Consider the following 3,089-nt stretch of genomic DNA (forward strand, 5'->3'; position numbering starts at 1 on the left):
CTTAGGGATAATCACACGATACTCTCTCGACATCTGGCAAGTCCAGAAAAATTTTTAGCTCGAAATTGAGGTTCTCAACACCATGAAAATTGCCATCCGCACCCTCGCTGTCGCCCTTGCTTTGACCGGAGCCGTTGCTTCCGCCCATACCCGTACCTCCGATGTGAAGCCTTCTCGCGCGACCAGCATTGTTCCAATCCCCGTTTGCCCTCCCGACGATCCGAACGCCTGCGGCATGTAAGAAATCCAATTCGTTGTTTTTTATCAACAAGTTATTTGATTCCCGGAGCCTTAAGAACATGAAAATCGCTATCCGTACTCTCGCCGTTGCTCTCGCTCTTACCGGAGCCGTTGCCTCCGCCCACACCCGCACCGCCGACGTGAAGCCTTCCCGCGCCACCAGCATCGTGCCGATCCCGGTTTGCCCGCCCGACGACCCGAACGCTTGCGGAATGTAAACACGCTTTTGATACAGCGAAACCGAAATTTGAAATCTCCCAGGAGAACCGAGACCCCATGAAGACCGCCATCCGTACCCTCGCCGTCGCCCTTGCCCTCACCGGAGCCGTYGCTTCCGCCCAYACCCGCACCACCGAYGTGAAGCCTGYCCGYGCCACCAGCATTGTGCCGATCCCCGCTTGCCCGCCCGACGACCCGAACGCTTGYGGRATGTAATCCAAAGTGGGATGTAGTCCAAAAGTTGCAGGCGAAATTCATTGATCAGCTCCAGTAGCTGGGGTACAGTTAAAGTCCCGGTAGCTGCAGGAGCCTGTTCATGAACGCAAAATCGGTTATTGAGCTTCTGGAATACGTTGATCCGATTCTCTGCCTAATTACACTCGGCGCTCTGTTCCGCGCGAAGCAGGTGCGGGCGTTCTTCAGCCTGTTTCTCCTGCTTTCCACCAAAGTGATTGCAGATAGCGTTGCGCTGCTGATCTTCGCCCTTTTGGCGAAGGGCGTGGATAAACACATCGCGTATCCGATCTACTTCTACACCTACTGGACTGCCTACGCACTCGAGGCGATTCTGTCCATCCTGGTGATCTATAGCATCTTCAAGCTCGCGATGGAGCCGTTGAAGGGCCTGCAGTCGCTCGGCCTTCTGGTCTTCCGCTGGGCAGCGGCAATCTCCATAGCAGTCGCTATCGGCATGGCCTTTGGCCCGCACATGACCAGCACCAAGTTCATCATCAATGCAGCCAACCAGTTGCAGCGCACCCAGAGCATCCTGACTCTGTGCCTGCTGCTCTTCGTCTGCTTCGCCATCCGTCCGATGGGCCTGTCTCACCGCAGCCGTATCTTCGGTGTCAGCCTTGGCCTGGGCATCCTGTCTACTGTCGAGCTGGTAAACGCCGCCTGGCTCACCAACCAGACCAGCATGTACACGACCATCAGCGTGATCCGTGGATTAGCCATCAGTGCGGCATTCGCCATCTGGGCCGCGTACTTCTTCATCCCCGAGCCGCAGCGCCGCATGATCGTGCTGCCGACGACCTCTCCGTTCCTCAAATGGAATCAGGTTTCGCTGGCTCTGGGGCATGACCCCGGCTATGTCGTCGTAGGCAGCAGCTCACCCGACCTCTTTGCTCCCGCGGAGCTGGAGATCATGCGCCGCGCCGCTGAGAAGACAGTTCCGGTCGCTGCGCTCAACTAACCCATTCCGGTTGAAAATTGTAAAAGGGTCGTCTCCGGACGGCCCTTTTGCTTGACCGCTCTCTGCGATAGGAACAGAATTACACTGTTAGGGACATCTCACTATGACAGCGTATCTGGTACTCTTCGTCGCGGTCTTCAGCCGCCTTCTGCCGCACCTGACTCACTCCGCGGGTATTGGCTTTACTGCCGTCGGCGGCGGCTTGCTCTACTTCGGCGCAAAGCGCAACCGGTGGCACGCCATCGTTGCAACGCTTGCCCTGATGGCGACCGATTACTACCTGACCGTCTATGCCTACGGTTACGCGTTCCACGCTTCGCACTACCTGCCCACCTGGGCCTGGTACGCGGGTGTCTGCCTGATGGCGAACGCGACGCTAGCAAAAAAGCAGAGCTTCCTGCGCGTCACCGGAGCTGTACTGGCCTCGGCCACCAGCTTCTTCGTGATCTCAAACTTCTTTGTCTGGGCATGGTCGAACATGTATGCCAAGAGCCTGAGCGGACTCGCCACTTGCTACGTTGCAGCGATTCCCTTCTACCGCAATGACCTCATCGCGACCGGCCTGATCGCCGGTGCGCTCTTCGGCCTGCCGGCTCTGGTCCGCCAGATGACCGCCGCCCACGAAACCGCCAGCGACAGCCACCTGGCCCACTAAGATCGACACACACTACAAAAGCCCTCGCGTCGGCGAGGCTTTTGTATTTGCATCGGCGCAGCCATTTCGCATCGTAGGTGCGAATGTCTTCTTACGGGGACGGCTTCAGCCGCCGTCCTGTCAGAGGCGCCACGATTCACGGACTTCAGCCCCTGAGGGCAAAGCGGCCCGAAAACTACACCTCGTCGATACGGTCGCCGTGACTCGGCGGCTGGCTGATCATCAGGAAGCGCAGATCTCCCCCACTGCGATTCATCGCCTGATGGCTCTGTCCTGGATGGATCTCAACCCCCTCGCCGGCACGAACCGTGAAGTCGTGGTGCTCGACCTCCATCGTCAGCTCGCCCTCCAGCACATAAGCAAACTGGCGTGAGCGCACATGATGATGYCGCACCTCGCTGGTGCCCGGCGGCATACGTTCTTCAATGACACTCAGGCCATCCTGTTTCACCAGATGCCAGCCGTCACACTGCTTGCCCCAGAGATAATGCTCGGCGCTCTGGCGGCTGATGACCGTCGTCGGGTCGCTTCCAAAATCGTTCATGGACTTAGGGTCTGTCATCCAATTCCTGTCGTCAGCGTTGCGAGCGCAAATTTGTTCATACGAGACGGAGGCCGAAGACTGTGGCGTTCCCACTGCCGAGGCCGACAACGAAGTATGGGCGAATTTGCGCCGCAACCCGAAGGGCCGGGCAGATTTTCCCGATCTCTTCGTCGCTCGTCGTTCCAGTAGATCAGCTACAGTTTCTCTCCTCGCTCCTCGATCTCAAAAAAATCTGC

The 3,089-nt window shown here is 58.0% G+C and carries 5 protein-coding genes; 4 read left to right on the top strand and 1 reads right to left on the bottom strand.

What is annotated here, in order from left to right; genetic code table 11:
* The first annotated feature begins 82 nt into the window (after nt 1-82).
* The 4 genes from AB4043_RS20280 (at nt 83) to AB4043_RS20295 (ending at nt 2,309) form a co-directional block, all read left to right on the top strand.
* Nucleotides 83-241, top strand: a complete 159-nt coding sequence (locus AB4043_RS20280) for a hypothetical protein (protein ID WP_442302244.1) — start codon at nt 83-85, stop codon at nt 239-241.
* Nucleotides 242-299: 58 nt separating this feature from the next.
* A complete protein-coding gene (locus AB4043_RS20285) occupies nt 300-458 on the top strand; it encodes a hypothetical protein (RefSeq protein WP_442302243.1) in 159 nt (52 codons plus the stop codon).
* A 317-nt stretch (nt 459-775) separates the two neighbouring features.
* Entirely contained in the window at nt 776-1,654 is an 879-nt protein-coding gene (locus tag AB4043_RS20290; RefSeq protein WP_442302240.1) for a hypothetical protein, read from the top strand.
* 103 nt (nt 1,655-1,757) lie between these two features.
* Nucleotides 1,758-2,309: a DUF6580 family putative transport protein gene (locus tag AB4043_RS20295; RefSeq protein WP_442302239.1), complete on the top strand. Its 552-nt coding sequence runs from the start codon at nt 1,758-1,760 to the stop codon at nt 2,307-2,309.
* 175 nt (nt 2,310-2,484) lie between these two features.
* Here AB4043_RS20295 and AB4043_RS20300 read toward each other — a convergent pair whose 3' ends face one another.
* Nucleotides 2,485-2,871, bottom strand: coding sequence for a cupin domain-containing protein (locus AB4043_RS20300; RefSeq protein WP_442302238.1), 387 nt, complete (start codon nt 2,869-2,871; stop codon nt 2,485-2,487).
* Between the last annotated feature and the right edge of the window lie 218 nt (nt 2,872-3,089).

This window comes from Terriglobus sp. YAF25, assembly GCF_052113305.1.
Lineage (GTDB): Bacteria > Acidobacteriota > Terriglobia > Terriglobales > Acidobacteriaceae > Terriglobus.

Coding starts and splice junctions, on each gene's coding strand:
- AB4043_RS20280 (WP_442302244.1), top strand. CDS start 83: ATGAAAATTGCCATCCGCACCCTCGCTGTCGCCCTTGCTTTGACCGGA.
- AB4043_RS20285 (WP_442302243.1), top strand. CDS start 300: ATGAAAATCGCTATCCGTACTCTCGCCGTTGCTCTCGCTCTTACCGGA.
- AB4043_RS20290 (WP_442302240.1), top strand. CDS start 776: ATGAACGCAAAATCGGTTATTGAGCTTCTGGAATACGTTGATCCGATT.
- AB4043_RS20295 (WP_442302239.1), top strand. CDS start 1,758: ATGACAGCGTATCTGGTACTCTTCGTCGCGGTCTTCAGCCGCCTTCTG.